This window comes from Lentzea sp. CA-135723 (assembly GCF_050936595.1).
GTDB lineage: Bacteria > Actinomycetota > Actinomycetes > Mycobacteriales > Pseudonocardiaceae > Lentzea.
This window is the reverse complement of the sequence record NZ_JBNJMK010000001.1, coordinates 5287349-5300261: the sequence shown is the minus strand read 5'-3', so window position 1 is coordinate 5300261 and position 12913 is coordinate 5287349. Positions and strand designations below refer to the sequence as shown.

General features: G+C 68.9%; 13 protein-coding genes. 9 read left to right on the top strand and 4 right to left on the bottom strand.

Translation table 11 applies throughout. The annotated features are described in order from the left end of the window. Nucleotides 1–55 precede the first annotated feature (55 nt). Complete coding sequence (gene groL, locus ACQEU1_RS24180) at nt 56–1675, top strand: chaperonin GroEL (RefSeq protein WP_285642802.1); 1620 nt, start codon at nt 56–58, stop codon at nt 1673–1675. A gap of 1036 nt (nt 1676–2711) precedes the next feature. Here the strand turns inward: groL and ACQEU1_RS24175 are convergent. Next, nucleotides 2712–3188 carry a carboxypeptidase regulatory-like domain-containing protein gene (locus tag ACQEU1_RS24175; RefSeq protein WP_382442885.1) on the bottom strand — a complete coding sequence of 159 codons (477 nt, stop codon included), beginning with the start codon at nt 3186–3188 and terminating at the stop codon, nt 2712–2714. A gap of 5 nt (nt 3189–3193) precedes the next feature. Further along, the gene (locus ACQEU1_RS24170; RefSeq protein WP_093593868.1) at nt 3194–3799 is read right to left on the bottom strand and encodes an RNA polymerase sigma factor; all 606 of its coding nucleotides are present in this window, start codon (nt 3797–3799) and stop codon (nt 3194–3196) included. Between the two features lie 342 nt (nt 3800–4141). Between ACQEU1_RS24170 and ACQEU1_RS24165 the strand changes: the two genes are divergently transcribed. The 5 genes from ACQEU1_RS24165 (at nt 4142) to ACQEU1_RS24145 (ending at nt 9245) form a co-directional block, all read left to right on the top strand. Continuing rightward, entirely contained in the window at nt 4142–4801 is a 660-nt protein-coding gene (locus ACQEU1_RS24165; protein WP_433205842.1) for a copper homeostasis protein CutC, read from the top strand. Between the two features lie 82 nt (nt 4802–4883). Next, on the top strand, nt 4884–6161 hold the full coding sequence (locus ACQEU1_RS24160) for an extracellular solute-binding protein (RefSeq protein WP_433211713.1): 1278 nt from the start codon (nt 4884–4886) through the stop codon (nt 6159–6161). A 2-nt stretch (nt 6162–6163) separates the two neighbouring features. Further along, nucleotides 6164–7048, top strand: coding sequence for a carbohydrate ABC transporter permease (locus ACQEU1_RS24155; RefSeq protein ID WP_433205839.1), 885 nt, complete (start codon nt 6164–6166; stop codon nt 7046–7048). Next, nucleotides 7045–7878, top strand: a complete 834-nt coding sequence (locus tag ACQEU1_RS24150) for a carbohydrate ABC transporter permease (protein ID WP_433205836.1) — start codon at nt 7045–7047, stop codon at nt 7876–7878. The genes ACQEU1_RS24155 and ACQEU1_RS24150 overlap by 4 nt, the downstream gene beginning before the upstream one ends. Continuing rightward, nucleotides 7875–9245: a beta-N-acetylhexosaminidase gene (locus tag ACQEU1_RS24145; RefSeq protein ID WP_433205833.1), complete on the top strand. Its 1371-nt coding sequence runs from the start codon at nt 7875–7877 to the stop codon at nt 9243–9245. The genes ACQEU1_RS24150 and ACQEU1_RS24145 overlap by 4 nt, the downstream gene beginning before the upstream one ends. Here ACQEU1_RS24145 and ACQEU1_RS24140 read toward each other — a convergent pair whose 3' ends face one another. Together ACQEU1_RS24140 and ACQEU1_RS24135 are read right to left on the bottom strand one after the other, a co-directional pair. Beyond that, nucleotides 9246–9476: a PspC domain-containing protein gene (locus tag ACQEU1_RS24140; RefSeq protein WP_433205830.1), complete on the bottom strand. Its 231-nt coding sequence runs from the start codon at nt 9474–9476 to the stop codon at nt 9246–9248. A gap of 83 nt (nt 9477–9559) precedes the next feature. Continuing rightward, nucleotides 9560–9943, bottom strand: a complete 384-nt coding sequence (locus ACQEU1_RS24135) for a VOC family protein (protein WP_433205827.1) — start codon at nt 9941–9943, stop codon at nt 9560–9562. 29 nt (nt 9944–9972) lie between these two features. Between ACQEU1_RS24135 and ACQEU1_RS24130 the strand changes: the two genes are divergently transcribed. Genes ACQEU1_RS24130 through ACQEU1_RS24120 form a run of 3 tightly spaced genes read left to right on the top strand, consistent with a single transcriptional unit; the run spans nt 9973 to nt 12858 of the window. Further along, nucleotides 9973–10803: an AAA family ATPase gene (locus ACQEU1_RS24130; protein WP_433205824.1), complete on the top strand. Its 831-nt coding sequence runs from the start codon at nt 9973–9975 to the stop codon at nt 10801–10803. Further along, complete coding sequence (locus tag ACQEU1_RS24125) at nt 10800–11774, top strand: vWA domain-containing protein (protein WP_433205821.1); 975 nt, start codon at nt 10800–10802, stop codon at nt 11772–11774. Before ACQEU1_RS24130 ends, ACQEU1_RS24125 begins: the two co-directional genes overlap by 4 nt. Further along, nucleotides 11767–12858 (top strand): XdhC family protein, encoded by a 1092-nt coding sequence (locus ACQEU1_RS24120; RefSeq protein WP_433205819.1) that lies wholly within the window; start codon nt 11767–11769, stop codon nt 12856–12858. Before ACQEU1_RS24125 ends, ACQEU1_RS24120 begins: the two co-directional genes overlap by 8 nt. Nucleotides 12859–12913: the final 55 nt, after the last annotated feature.

The following is a 12913-nucleotide window of genomic DNA, read 5'->3' as shown; positions in this document are numbered from 1 at the left end:
GGCTCTGCCGGCTCACAGTGGCCCAGAATCCACAAAGGCGGAGGAACACACCGCAATGGCCAAGATGATCGCGTTCGACGAGGACGCCCGCCGCGGTCTCGAGCGGGGTATGAACACCCTCGCCGACGCCGTCAAGGTGACGCTCGGCCCGAAGGGTCGCAACGTCGTTCTTGAGAAGAAGTGGGGTGCGCCGACGATCACGAACGACGGCGTCTCCATCGCGAAGGAGATCGAGCTCGAGGACCCGTGGGAGAAGATCGGGGCCGAGCTCGTCAAGGAAGTTGCGAAGAAGACGGACGACGTCGCCGGTGACGGCACCACGACCGCGACCGTTCTCGCCCAGGCCCTGGTTCGCGAGGGTCTGCGCAACGTCGCCGCGGGCGCCAACCCGCTCGGCCTCAAGCGCGGCATCGAGCAGGCCGTCGAGGCCGTCGCCGAGCAGCTGCTGAAGGCCGCCAAGGAGATCGAGACGAAGGAGCAGATCGCTGCTACCGCGTCCATCTCCGCCGCTGACCCCACGATCGGCGAGCTCATCGCCGAGGCGATGGACAAGGTCGGCAAGGAAGGCGTCATCACCGTCGAGGAGAGCAACACCCTCGGTCTCGAGCTCGAGCTCACCGAAGGCATGCGCTTCGACAAGGGCTACATCTCCGGTTACTTCGTGACCGACCCCGAGCGTCAGGAAGCGGTCCTCGAGGACCCGTACATCCTGCTGTTCGGCTCCAAGATCTCCACGGTCAAGGACCTGCTCCCGCTCCTCGAGAAGGTCATGCAGGGCGGCAAGCCGCTCCTCATCATCTCCGAGGACGTCGAGGGCGAGGCCCTCGCGACCCTGGTCGTGAACAAGATCCGCGGCACCTTCAAGTCCGTCGCCGTCAAGGCGCCCGGCTTCGGTGACCGTCGCAAGGCCATCCTCCAGGACATCGCCACCCTCACCGGTGGCCAGGTCATCACCGAGGACGTCGGCCTGAAGCTGGAGAACGCCGACATCTCGCTGCTGGGCAAGGCCCGCAAGGTCGTCGTCACCAAGGACGAGACGACCATCGTCGAGGGCTCGGGCGACGCCGACCAGATCCAGGGTCGCGTCAACCAGATCCGCGCCGAGATCGAGAAGTCGGACTCCGACTACGACCGCGAGAAGCTCCAGGAGCGCCTCGCCAAGCTCGCCGGCGGCGTCGCCGTCATCAAGGCGGGCGCGGCCACCGAGGTCGAGCTCAAGGAGCGCAAGCACCGCATCGAGGACGCCGTTCGCAACGCGAAGGCCGCCGTCGAAGAGGGCATCGTCGCGGGTGGTGGCGTCGCGCTGCTGCAGGCCGCCGAGGCTGCCTTCGCGGGCCTGAAGCTCACGGGCGACGAGGCCACCGGTGCCAACATCGTGAAGGTCGCCGTCGAGGCGCCCCTCAAGCAGATCGCGGTCAACGCCGGCCTCGAAGGCGGCGTCGTGGTCGAGCGCGTCAAGTCCCTCCCCGCCGGCGAGGGCCTCGACGCCGCCACCGGCGAGTACAAGGACCTGGTCGCCGCGGGCATCATCGACCCGGCCAAGGTCACGCGTTCCGCGCTGCAGAACGCCGCGTCCATCGCCGCGCTGTTCCTGACGACGGAAGCCGTCGTCGCGGACAAGCCGGAGAAGAACGCGGCCCCGGCCGCGCCGGACGCCGGCGGCATGGACTTCTGAGTCCGCCCGCAGCACCACAGCACCACCCAGGAAGGCCCGACTCGCTCCGCGAGCCGGGCCTTCCGGCTGTCTGGGGCCGGGTCGGTGGGGGCGCGGGTGTGCGGCCGAGGTGAGTGGGCGGCTGTGGTGGGGGTGCGCGGTACGTCGGCGGTGGCGGCTCGGCCGGTTTGGGCGGTGGAGGGCTCACGGCTGGCGGGGTGGGGCGCGGGACGGTGCCAGGCGGCGCAGCGAGGGGCGAGGCGAGGGCAGGGGAGCCGGGCCGGGCGAAGTCGGCCGGGCGGGGGTAGAGAGGCCGAGCCGGGCTAGGCAGGCGAGGAGCCGGGCGGGGTTGGGCTGGCTGGGCGGGGCCGGGTCAGGTTGGGCAGGCGAGGAGCCGGGCGGGGTTGGGCTGGCTGGGCGGGGCCGGGTCAGGTTGGGCAGGCGAGGAGCCGGGCGGTGTTGGCCGGGCCGGGTCGGGTTGGGCTGGCCCGGCTGGGCAGGTGAGTGGCTAGGCAGGGAGACCGCGCCGGGCGGCCGGGCCGGTTTGGGGGCGGTGGAGGGTTCGTGGCTGGCGGGGGTGGGGTCGCATGGGACGGCGCCAGGCGGCGCAGCGAGGGGCCTGAGCGAGCCGAGGGCAGAGGAGCCCGAGCCGGGCGAGGTGGCGGGGCAGGCAGGGTCGGGCGGGGCGGGAGTCGCGGAGCAGGGCTGAACGGGCTGGGCGGCGAGGCGCGATGCCGAAGGCGAGGCGTCACTCCTGGAACCGCTGTCCAAGCGGTATCGGTGACGTGTCGACTCAATCAGCCACGCACGCGAAGAGATTGGGGCTTGACTTTGGGTGCGAGGTGCTACCACTTGTGGCTCGGCCGGGCCTCTTTTCAGCCCGGCCTTTTCCGGTCCGACAAGCGCCTCGCAAGGGCCCCGAAGTCAAGTCCCAATCTCTATCGACGCGTCAGCGGCGATGACTCAACCACGCCCGTCAAAGTCTTTGCACCCCAACCCAGCCACCTGCGCAAAGGTGACCGAAGAAACCCCCAGCAATCCCCAGAAAGCCGAACCTCTAAAGCATGATCGTGGGCGTGACCACGGTCCGCCCAGGCTCCCCGCGGGAATTCACCAAATGCACCAGGATCTGGGTCGTCCCGGTAGGAACATCGGGCAGGACAAAGCGCCCGCCGTCATCGGCCCGCGTGCAGGAGGACTGGTGGTCGGCCACCCGCACCTCCACCTCGTGCTCCCCGGCCGGCACCAGCCAGCCGTCTATCCGGTGCCGTGACCCGGTCGAGGTGAAGTTGACCATCAGGGTCAGGTTGTCCACGGTGAACGTGATGGTGCCGGTCTGCCCGCCCCGCACTCCGGCGAACGACCCGGCACGTTCCCACCGCGCCACTTCCACGTCCAGGGACTCCAAAGCGATCGCGAACTTCACGCGGTCCACCAGGTCGGCGGGTGGCGGGTCCAGTTCGTCGACGAGCCTGTTCAACTCGGAGAGGACTGCGGTGTCCTCGGGGCCCCTGCGGTCGTCGCGCGGGTCGATCTCGTTCACCGCGATCCTCCTTCCGTCTCCAGGTAGTTGCGCAGCAGTGTCAAACACCGTCCCCTGGTCGGACCGATGCTGCCGTGGGGCATGGCGAGGGCTTCGGCTACTGCCCGGTACTCCGCGCGGCCCGCGAGCACGGTGAGTCGGAGCAGTTCCTGGCACCTCGTGGTCAGGCGGCCGAACGCGAGCCACAGGCGGCGGTCGCGGTCGTCCAGCAGCGTGACGTCCTCCGGCAGGCCGGTGTCGGACTCCAGCTGTTCGGCGTACTCGTCGGAAAGGTGCGTTTCACGTTTGTTGGGTGTCCAAGTTCGGCGCGCTTCACGCCTCGTTGTGACGACCAGGTAGCCGACCAGGGCTTTGGGCTCGTTGATGTTCTCGATGTTCTTGAGGAACGCGAGCCACACCGTCTGCACCACGTCTTCGGCTGCGGCGCGGTCCAGGCCCTGCCCTCGCGCCACGTGCCACAGCAGTGGGGTCAGCTCCGTCACGAGCACGTCCAGCGCGTTGCGGTTGCCCTCTCGTGCGGCCGCCACGCACATCGCGTGTCGTTCGGTGCCTTCAAGCCCGTCCCACGGCGGACGGTCATCCGCCGTGTGCAGCTCGTCCATGTGGCACCTCCGATCGGCCGCCCTGTCAGCGCCGTCCGCCAACTCATGAAGGGCTAACTGGGCGGTAGATACAAAATTCACTCGATTGGAGCAGTATCACCGCCAAGGTGATCCTCATCTTCCTCCGGGTACGCCAGCGGCCCGTGAATCCCCCTCCGAGTCACGGGCCGCCAGTGGTGGGAGCTCGCGTCAGCCGGCACCCCTCGAACCGGCTGACGCTCGCTCCACGCCTGAACGCTCTACGAAGAAGGAGCGGAACTCAGGCGGGCAGATACAGCCCTCTGACGCGCGAACCGCGACAGAGGCTCCCGATTCACGAAAGCACACGTTATGGTCTAGACCATGCCGATTCTCGAAGTGATCGCACTGACCGCGAAGGACGCCGAGGCCGCCCAGGCCGGTGGCGCTGACCGGCTCGAACTCGTCGCCGACATGGCGAGCGACGGCCTCACGCCGTCGACGGCCACCTTCAAAGAGGTCCTCAAAGCGGTCGACATCCCCGTCCGCGTGATGCTCCGCGACGCCCCGGGGTTCGCGCCGGGCAACCTCAAGCAGCTCCGCCGGCAGGCCTGGGAGCTGCGGGAGGCGGGGGCGACGGAGTTCGTCCTCGGGTTCCTCGACGCGGAGAACGAGATCGACGAGGGCGTCACTCTCAACCTCCTCGCGGAGTTGGAAGGATGTGCCTGGACGTTCCACCGCGCCCTCGACAACTCGAACGACGTCTTCCGCTCGTGGGCGACCGTGCAGACCCTCGGCTGCGACACCGTGCTCGCCGCGGGTGCGAAGACCGGTGTGAAGGACGGAATCGAGAACCTGAAGAAACTCGTCAGCCAGGGCCCGCCCGCGTTGCTCGTCGGCGGCGGTCTGCAGCAGCACCACCTGCCGGAACTGCTGGCAGCGGGCGTGAACGGTTTTCACGTTGGCAGTGCCGTCCGCCCTGGTGGATGGGACTCGGCGGTTGATTCGGCATCAGTTCGGGAATGGGTCAATCGTCTGGTCTAGACCCTTGCCTAATCGCGTTCTACAGTCACGTTGCTTCCTGTGAAATAGCTGTTGCAACATACGCAACGTGAAGGGCGCGACGATGCGGCTGAAGACACTTGCGGCGGTGCTGGGCGTGGGCGCGGTGGTCGCCTGCGCACCGGTGCAGTCGGGACCGACGAACGCGGGCACGGACGAGCAGACCGGACAGCTGCGGGTGTGGCTGTTCGACGAGGTCAACCGTGCTCCCAAAGAGGCCGTGGTGAAGGAGGCGATCTCCGAGTTCCAGGGCAAGCACAGCGGCGTGACCGTCGACGTGCAGTACATCCAGGTGGCCAGCCGGGCGGAACGCTTCAAGGCCGCGTTCAGCGACCCCAAGAGCGCCCCGGACGTCGCGGAGTTCGGCAACACCGACCTCGCGGGCTACGTCTCCGCCGGTGGCTTCTCCGAGCTCGACCTGTCCAAGTGGGACGAGTCCAAGGACCTGGTCCCGACGATCCTCGACACGGCCAAGGTCGACGGCAAGACGTACGGCGTCCCGTGGTTCGTCGGCGTGCGCGCGTTGTACTACCGCACGGACGTGTTCACCGAGCTCGGCCTCAAGCCGCCGACGACGCTGGACGAGATCGCGACGACGGCCCGCGAGATCAGGCAGAAGAAGCCGGACATGATCGGCATCTCGGCCGGCGGCAAGTACCTCTTCGCCGCGCTCCCGTACATCTGGGCGCAGGGCGGCGACCTCGCCAAGTCCGACGGCGGCAAGTTCACCGCCACGATCGACAGCCCCGAGGCCAAGGCCGGTGTCGCCAAGTACACCGAGCTGATCAAGGACGACATCTGCCCGCCCGCCGCCTGCGCGGGCAACGGCGGTGACGCGAGCGTCGAGGCGTTCCGGGCCGGCAAGGCCGCGATGACCATCGGCGGCGACTTCAACCGCAAGTCCGTGGACGCGTCCAGCGCCGCCGGCAAGTACGCCGTCGTGCCGCTGCCCGGCAAGGACAAGGGCTCGGTCGCGCCCGCGTTCGCCGGCGGCAACCTGCTCGGCGTCATGAAGGGCACGCAGCGCAAGACGCTCGCGAACGAGTTCACGCAGCTGCTGGCCTCGAAGAAGTACCAGCAGAAGATGTACACGGCGATGGGCAACCTGCCGACGTTCGCCGACGTGCAGAAGCAGGTCGCGGACTCCGACAAGTTCCTGGAGCCGTTCACGAAGACGCTGCAGTCCGGCACGAAGTTCGTCCCCGTCACGCCGGCGTGGGCGAAGATCGAGGCGCAGACCGTGGTGCCGACGATGATCCAGGAGATCGTCACCGGCGCGAAGAACGTCGACACGGCCACCGCCGACGCCGCCAAGACGATGAACGCGGCCTTCACGTCGTGAGCATGACCGCCAAAGGCCAGGGGCGGACCGCGTTCGCCTACCTGGCTCCAGCGCTGCTGATCCTCGGGGGCCTGCTGGCCTACCCGATCTATCAGCTGGTGCTCATCTCGCTCTACGACTACGGCCAGGAACAGGTCAGCGGCGGCGCGCCGCTCGAGTTCCTCGGTCTCGGCAACTACCAGAAGCTGTTGGGAGACCAGCAGTTCTGGACTGTGCTCGGGCAGACCGTCGCGTTCGCGGCGGTCTGCGTGGTCGGCACGTTGCTTGTGGGCGCGTTCCTCGCAATCCTCGCCACCCGCGTCCGCACGTGGGTGCGGATGACGTTGTTCCTGGCGGCGCTCGGCGCGTGGTCCACGCCCGCGGTCGCCGGCTCGACGATCTGGCTCTTCCTGTTCGACGCCAACTTCGGGTTCGTCAACGAGGTCCTCGGCATCCAGGGCTTCTCCTGGACGTTCGACAAGTGGACGGCGTTCGGACTCGTCGCGGCACAGGTGATCTGGTGCTCGTTCCCGTTCGTCATGGTGACGCTCTACGCGGGCATCAAGGCGATCCCGGGCGAGGTGCTGGAGGCCGCCGCGCTGGACGGCGCGTCGGCGTTCCGCACGGCGTGGAGCGTCATGCTGCCGTTGCTGCGGCCGATCCTCCTCGTGGTGACGATCCAGTCGATCATCTGGGACTTCAAGGTCTTCACGCAGATCTACGTGATGACCAACGGCGGTGGCATCGCCGGGCGCAACCTCGTGCTCAACGTCTACGCCTACCAGCAGGCGTTCGCGGCCTCGGAGTACGGCCTCGGCGCGGCCATCGGTGTCGTGATGACCGTGCTGCTGCTGGGAATCACGATGTTCTACCTGCGTGCGCTCAAGAAGTCGGGGGAGGTCCTGTGAGGCGCTGGCTGACCGAGGGCTTCGTCCTCATCATCGCCGCCGTGGTGGCGTTCCCGCTGTTCTGGATGGTGCTCAGCGCCTTCAAGCCGGAGGACGAGATCATCTCGGCCGACCCGGTGCCGTGGACGACCCGGCCGACGCTCGACAGCTTCACGCGGGCGCTCACGGTCGCGAACTTCGGGCGCTACTTCGTGAACAGCATCGTCGTCGCGCTGATCGTGGTCGCCCTGAGCATCCTGATCTCGTTCCTCGCCGCGACCGCGCTGACCCGCTTCCGGTTCCGCAGCCGCACGACGCTGCTGATCATGCTGCTGGTCGTGCAGATGGTGCCGGTCGAGGCGTTGACCGTGCCGTTGTTCTTCCTGATGCGGTCCGTGGGTGACAGCGTTCCGGTGTTCGGCCTGAACCACCTCGGCTCGCTCGTGCTGGTGCACCTGGCCTTCAGCCTGCCGTTCGCGATCTGGATGCTGCGGGGCTTCGTCGCCGCGGTGCCGGTGGAACTGGAGGAGGCCGCCACCCTGGACGGCGCCTCGCGCTTCCGGTTCCTGTGGCAGGTGCTGTTCCCGCTCGTGGCGCCCGGCCTGGTGGCCACGAGCGTGCTGTCGTTCATCCACGCCTGGAACGACTTCCTGTTCGCCAAGACGTTCATCATCTCGGCCGTGGAGAACCAGACCCTGCCGCTGGCTCTCCAGGTGTTCGTCAAACCCGACCAGAACGATTGGGGCGCGATCATGGCGGGCTCCACCCTGATGACCATCCCCGTGCTGATCTTCTTCGTGCTCGTGCAGCGCCGTCTCGTGTCCGGCCTCGCGGGGGCGGTGAAGGGATGAACCTGCTGCCCCGCCCGGTGTCCTACGTGGACGGTGGAAGGCTGTGCGAGTACAAGGGCTGGCAGACCGTCCAGGCGGACGTCCCGCCCGGCGGCTACCGGCTCGTCTCGTCCGACGACGGCGTGCTGATCGAGGCGAGCGACTCCGCCGGCGAGATGAACGCGCTGCAGACCCTGCGGCAACTCCTCGGCGTGCAGGCGTTCCGGGCGGCGGGCGACAAGCCGTCGGTCATCCCTGCGTGCGAGGTCGTGGACCACCCGCGGTTCCAGTGGCGTGGCGTGATGCTCGACGTCGCCCGGCACTTCCTGCCCAAGCGGGAGGTGCTGCGCTACGTCGAGCTGCTGTCCGCGCACAAGCTCAACGTCCTGCACCTGCACCTCACCGACGACCAGGGCTGGCGCTTCGAGGTCGAGCGCTACCCGAAGCTCACCGAGGTCGGGTCGTGGCGCGAGGACTCGCGGTTCGGCGACCGGCGCGCAGGCGGGCTGAAAGGCCGTCCGCACGGCGGTTTCTACACCCAAGCCGACCTGCGCGAGATCGTGGCGTTCGCGCAGTCCCGGTACATCACGGTGATCCCGGAGATCGACATCCCCGGCCACTCGCAGGCGGCCATCGCGGCCTACCCGGAGCTCGGGCTGCACGGCGGGGGCGTCTGGACCGACTGGGGCGTCAACGAACGCGTGCTCAACACGGAGGAGTCCACAGTGGACTTCTACCGGAACGTGTTCGACGAGCTGATGGACGTCTTCCCGGCGGAGATCATCGGTCTCGGCGGGGACGAGGCACCCGGTCACGAGGACGGCACCCTGGTCCGCGCGATCGCCGAGCACATCGTGAGCAGGGGACGCAGGCCGTACGGGTGGGACGAGGTCCTGGACGCGCGTCCGCTGCCGCACGGCACGGTCGTCGCGTCGTGGCGCGGGGTCGAGGGCGGCGTCACGGCGCTCGGCGCGGGCCACGACGTCGTCATGTGCCCTGAACAGCACGTCTACCTGGACTACCGGCAGTCGGAGTCGCCGGACGAACCGATCCCGGTCGGCACGGTGACGACGCTGGAGGACGTCTACGCGTGGGAGCCGGTGCCCGAGGGCCTCACGGGCGAGGAGCCCGGACGGCTGCTGGGCGCGCAGGCGAACATCTGGACCGAGCACCTCGACTCGGCCCGGCGGGTGGACTACGCGGCGTTCCCGAGGCTGGCCGCGTTCGCCGAGGTCGTGTGGTCCCCGGCGGAGAAGGATCCCGGGTTCGTGACGAGACTGCACGAACACCACCTGCCCAGGCTCGACGCCCTGGGGGTGGAGTACCGACCCCTCACCGGTCCCCACCCCTGGCAGCGACTACCTGGTGTTCCTGGTTTTCCACGGTGATCACATCGCGGCGTCTTCCTCGGGCATGAGGATCCAGGCGGCGACGTAGAGGATCGCTCCGGTGCCGAACCCGAGCAGCGTCGCCGCCACGAGGGCGATCCGCAGGATCGCGGCGTCCACGCCGATCATCTTGGAAACGCCGCCGCAGACGCCGGCGACCATCTTGTCGCTGCGGCTCCTGCGGAGCTTCTTGACCTGGGCCGTTGCGTCGTCGAGAACGTTGTTCGTCATGCACCAAGAATCGCGTTCTCACGCGCACCGCACATCGGGAACCACCCCGAACCTGACCCTGATCCGGGGTCGGGACCCCAGGGTCAGTCGAGGCAGAACTCGTTGCCCTCGACGTCCTGCATGACGATGCACGACTCGTTCTCCTCGTCGGCCTCCATCACGCGCACGCACACAGCGCCGATGGCCTCGAGCCGCGCCCGTTCGGCCTGCAGCACGGCCAGCCGCTCCGCACCGACGAGCCCGATCCCGGCCTTCACGTCGACGTGCACCCGGTTCTTCACGACCTTGCCCTCGGGAACGCGCTGGAAGTACAGCCGCGGCCCCACCCCGGCGGGATCGGCGCACGCCGACCACGACCCATCGCTCTCCGGCGGCGCGTCGTAGCCGAGCACCTGGCTCCAGAACTCCGCGACCCGCACGGGTTCCGCGCAGTCGAACGTGATCTGGACTTTCTTGATCGACGCCATCCGCCCACCGTAGTCGTACCCTGAGGCGCATGGAGTCCCCAGAGGAGCTCGCGGCGGCCCTCGACCGCGCCGGGTACCTGCCGGACGGCGGCATCGCCACGGCGGCGTTCCTCGCGGTCGCGATGGGACGGCCGCTGTTCCTCGAAGGCGAGCCCGGCACCGGCAAGACGTCGCTCGCGCTGGCGCTCGCCAAGGCGCTGGACGTGCCGTTGATCCGGCTCCAGTGCCACGAGGGCATCGACGCCACCCAGGCGTTGTACGACTGGGACTACCCGCGCCAGCTCATGCACCTGCGCGTGCTCGAAACGCGCGGCGAGGTCGACGAGGCGTCCCTCTACACGCGACGGTTCCTGCTCGCGCGGCCGTTGTTGCAGGCGCTGGAGAACGCGCCGTGCGTGCTGCTCGTCGACGAGATCGACCGGGCGGACGACGAGTTCGAGGCGTTCCTGCTGGAGGTCCTGTCCGAGAACGCGGTGAGCATCCCCGAGTTCGGCGAGATCAGGGCGACCACGCCACCGTTGACCGTGCTGACCTCGAACCGCACCCGCGAGGTGCACGACGCGTTGAAGCGCCGCTGCCTCTACCACTGGCTGGAGCACCCGGCGCTGGACCGCGAGGTCGCGATCCTCCGCCGCACCCTGCCCGGCCTGGACGAACGGCTGGCGCGCAAGGTCGCCGAGGCCGTGCAGCGGATGCGGGGCCTTGACCTGCTGAAACCACCCGGCGTCGCGGAGTCGCTGGACTGGGCGCGCGCGTTGCGGGCGTTGGGGCGCAGCGAGCCGGACGCCGACACGCTCGGCGCGGTCCTGAAGTACCGGGAGGACGCGGAGCGCGTGACCGGGAGCACAATCGTGGGGTGACGGAAGCCTGCGTGGGGTTCACGAGCGTCCTCAAGGGCGCCGGACTGCCGTGCGGGCCCGACCGCGTCCAGGCGTTCCTGAAAGCCACCGAGCACGTCGACCTCTACTGGGCCGGGCGCCTCACGCTCTGCGCCGACCCCGACGACCTGCCGCGCTACGACGCCGCGTACCGGGCGTACTTCGGTGGCACCCCGCCCCGGCAGCGCACGACGGTCGAGCTCGACTCGGTGACGGTCGGGGTGGCCGCGTCCGACGTGGAAGTGCTGAAGCACAAGGACATCTCCGAGTTCGCCGCCGGTCCGTTGATCGCGCGGCTGAACCCACTGCCGCCGCGACGCAGGTCTCGCCGCCTCCGCAAGGCCCGGCGCGGACGGCTCGACCTGGCGAGGACCGTGCGCGCGATGATCGAGACCGGCGGCGAGATCGCCCTGCCGCGGCACCGCCGCCGGAGCACGAAACCCCGCCGCCTGGTGCTGCTGATCGACGTGTCCGGCTCGATGGCCGCCTACTCCGACGCGCTGCTGCGGTTCGCGCACGTCGTCGCCCGTGCCATGCCCGTCGAGGTCCGCACGATCGGCACGAGGCTCACCCGCGTGACCCGGCAGCTGCGCGAACGCGACCCCGAACGGGCACTCCGAGCCGTCGGCCGGGCCATTCCCGACTACGAGGGCGGCACGCGGCTCGGCGACTCGCTGCGGCGCTTCAACCAGCAGTGGAGGCAACGCGGCGCGGTGGTCGTGCTGTTCAGCGACGGCTGGGAACGCGGCGACCCGAGCCTGCTGGCGGCCGAGATGGCACGGCTGAGACGGGTGAGCCACAAGGTCGTCTGGGCCAACCCGCACGCGGGCAAAGCGGGTTACCGGCCGGTGCAGAGCGGTGTCGTCGCCGCCCTCCCGCACGTGGACGTCATGATCGCGGGTCACAGCGTGCACGCGCTGGAAGAGCTGCTGAAGGAGGTGCGCCGTGCGTGATGTCCTCTACGACCTGGCCGGACGGGTGGCGAACGGCGAGACGGTCGGCGTCGGCACGGTGGTCGCCACCTTCAGCTCGGCGCCGCGGCCTCCCGGCGCCGCGATGCTCGTGACGCAGGACGGCGAGGCGGTCGGCAGCGTGTCCGGCGGCTGCGTCGAGGGCGCGGTCTACGACCTCGCGCAGGAGACCGGCGGCCCGGTGCTGCAGCGGTACGGGGTGAGCGACGACGACGCGTTCGCGGTGGGGCTGACCTGCGGCGGGATCATCGACATCTACGTCGAGAAGATCAACGCCGAGACGTTCCCACAGCTCGGCGAGGTCGTGGAGACGGTCCGCGCCGAGGAACCGGTGGCCGTCGCGACCGTCATCGAACACCCGGACGGCATCGGCCGGCGCATGGTCGTCTGGCCGGACCGCCGAGACGGCACGCTCGGCTCGTCCCGCATCGACGACGCCGTCGCCGACGACGCGCGCGGCATGCTCGCGTCCGGGCGCAGCGGGGTGCTCCAGTACGGACCGGACGGTCAGCGGCGCGGCGAGGGCATGAGCGTCTTCGTGAACTCGTTCGAACCACCGCCGCGCATGCTCGTGTTCGGAGCGATCGACTTCGCCGCCGCGATGGCGCGGCTCGGCGCGTTCCTCGGCTACCGAGTGACGGTGTGCGACGCACGACCCGTGTTCGCGACACGCAGCCGTTTCCCGGAAGCGGACGAGGTCGTGGTCGCCTGGCCGCACAAGTACCTCCAGGCCGAAGCGTCCAAGCTCGACGAACGCACGGTCATCGCCGTCCTGACGCACGACCCGAAGTTCGACGTGCCACTCCTCGAGGTCGCATTGCGACTGAAAGTGGGCTACGTCGGCGCGATGGGGTCGCGGCGGACACACGAAGATCGACTGAACCGCTTGCGGGACACGGGTTTGACCGAATCCGAACTTGCGGCGTTGTCGTCGCCGATCGGGCTCGATCTCGGCGCCAGGACGCCTGAGGAAACCGCAGTTGCGATTGCCGCCGAGATCATTTCCTTGCGGTGGAAGGGAACCGGTCAGCGACTCACGGTGCTGGAAGTCCCGATTCATCGGTGATCGGGTTGTTGAATCCGCAAACGGGGAGCAAGCTGAAGTGACCCTCGTCACTAAA

What these genes read in the sequence shown, in the direction of transcription:
- groL (WP_285642802.1), top strand. Translation starts at nt 56, where the DNA reads ATGGCCAAGATGATCGCGTTCGACGAGGACGCCCGCCGCGGTCTCGAG.
- ACQEU1_RS24170 (WP_093593868.1), bottom strand. Translation starts at nt 3,799, where the DNA reads ATGGACGAGCTGCACACGGCGGATGACCGTCCGCCGTGGGACGGGCTT.
- ACQEU1_RS24165 (WP_433205842.1), top strand. Translation starts at nt 4,142, where the DNA reads ATGCCGATTCTCGAAGTGATCGCACTGACCGCGAAGGACGCCGAGGCC.
- ACQEU1_RS24160 (WP_433211713.1), top strand. Translation starts at nt 4,884, where the DNA reads ATGCGGCTGAAGACACTTGCGGCGGTGCTGGGCGTGGGCGCGGTGGTC.
- ACQEU1_RS24155 (WP_433205839.1), top strand. Translation starts at nt 6,164, where the DNA reads ATGACCGCCAAAGGCCAGGGGCGGACCGCGTTCGCCTACCTGGCTCCA.
- ACQEU1_RS24145 (WP_433205833.1), top strand. Translation starts at nt 7,875, where the DNA reads ATGAACCTGCTGCCCCGCCCGGTGTCCTACGTGGACGGTGGAAGGCTG.
- ACQEU1_RS24140 (WP_433205830.1), bottom strand. Translation starts at nt 9,476, where the DNA reads ATGACGAACAACGTTCTCGACGACGCAACGGCCCAGGTCAAGAAGCTC.
- ACQEU1_RS24135 (WP_433205827.1), bottom strand. Translation starts at nt 9,943, where the DNA reads ATGGCGTCGATCAAGAAAGTCCAGATCACGTTCGACTGCGCGGAACCC.
- ACQEU1_RS24130 (WP_433205824.1), top strand. Translation starts at nt 9,973, where the DNA reads ATGGAGTCCCCAGAGGAGCTCGCGGCGGCCCTCGACCGCGCCGGGTAC.